Origin of the sequence: Ruegeria sp. (assembly GCF_028066395.1) — a bacterium.
In the GTDB taxonomy this organism is placed as follows: Bacteria; Pseudomonadota; Alphaproteobacteria; order Rhodobacterales; family Rhodobacteraceae; genus Ruegeria.
Map to the genome: position 1 here is coordinate 59,386 of NZ_JALCBM010000012.1, position 1,167 is coordinate 60,552.

General features: G+C 59.0%; 2 protein-coding genes. Both read left to right on the forward strand.

Annotated features, from left to right (window positions below):
* Positions 1-209 precede the first annotated feature (209 nt).
* Positions 210-827 (forward strand): 50S ribosomal protein L21, encoded by a 618-nt coding sequence (locus MPJ51_RS06120; RefSeq protein ID WP_298383271.1) that lies wholly within the window; start codon positions 210-212, stop codon positions 825-827.
* Between the two features lie 11 nt (positions 828-838).
* Entirely contained in the window at positions 839-1,108 is a 270-nt protein-coding gene (gene rpmA, locus MPJ51_RS06125) for a 50S ribosomal protein L27 (protein WP_039535512.1), read from the forward strand.
* Positions 1,109-1,167 lie beyond the last annotated feature (59 nt).

Consider the following 1,167-nt stretch of genomic DNA (forward strand, 5'->3'; position numbering starts at 1 on the left):
TCGGTTTTGGGTTGACTTTCCCCCGCAATCTCTGGATAAGCGCGCATCCCGGCCGGTTTTCCGCGCCGGGTCTCGTTATTATTGTGACCCCAGGGCGTGGCCCAAAGGTCATTCACACTGCCCGAAAAGGGCGCGCTGTTCGAGGTGGCATAAGCCGGAAACACCCGGAAACGGGGACCACAGAACGCGGGTAGACAAAGGAAAGACGCATGTTTGCGGTCCTCAAAACCGGCGGCAAGCAGTACAAGGTTCAGGCGGGCGATCTGCTCCGTGTTGAAAAGCTGGCTGCCGATGCAGGTGAAACAGTTCAATTCAACGACGTTCTGATGCTGGGCGGTGACGCTCCGGTTGTTGGTGCGCCGTTTGTCGAAGGCGCAGGCGTTCAGGCCGAAGTTGTCGAACAGATCAAAGGTGACAAGGTCATCAAGTTCGTCAAACGCCGTCGTAAGCACAGCTCGAAGCGTACCGTTGGCCACCGTCAGAAACTGACTCTGGTCAAGATCACCGACATCCTGTCGTCGGGCGCTGACAAGTCGGGCATCAAGGCTGCAACCGGTTCGGCCCCGGCTGGCGAAGCTGCTCCGGCGGCGAAAAAGCCTGCCAAGAAAGCCGAAGCCAAGGCAGAGGCACCTGCCGCTGCGGCTACTGCGGACGATCTGACCAAGCTGACCGGTGTCGGCCCCGCCGCCGCCAAAAAGCTGGCCGAAGCCGGTATCGAGAGCTTTGCCGCTCTGGCCGCCTTGTCGGACGAGCAGATTGCTGCTATCGACACCATCAAAGTGAAACCCGAATGGGTTGAGCAAGCCAAAGAGCTGGCTCAGGGCTAAGGAGAGAGAGAATGGCACATAAAAAAGCTGGCGGTTCCTCCCGTAACGGTCGCGACTCAGCGGGTCGCCGCCTTGGCGTGAAACTCTATGGTGGTCAGGCGGCCATCGCAGGCAACATCATCGTACGTCAGCGCGGCACCAAGTTCTGGCCGGGCGAAGGCGTAGGCATGGGCAAAGATCACACCATCTTTGCAACCACCGATGGCGCCGTGAAGTTCCACAAGGGACTCAAAAACCGCACCTTTATTTCGGTCCTGCCAGTGGCGGAGGCCGCAGAGTAAGCCGAAACCCAGAAGGTTTAAGAAAAATTCATGGGGGACCGGCACAAAGTGCCGGTCCC

What these genes read in the sequence shown, in the direction of transcription:
- rpmA (WP_039535512.1), top strand. Translation starts at nt 839, where the DNA reads ATGGCACATAAAAAAGCTGGCGGTTCCTCCCGTAACGGTCGCGACTCA.
- MPJ51_RS06120 (WP_298383271.1), top strand. Translation starts at nt 210, where the DNA reads ATGTTTGCGGTCCTCAAAACCGGCGGCAAGCAGTACAAGGTTCAGGCG.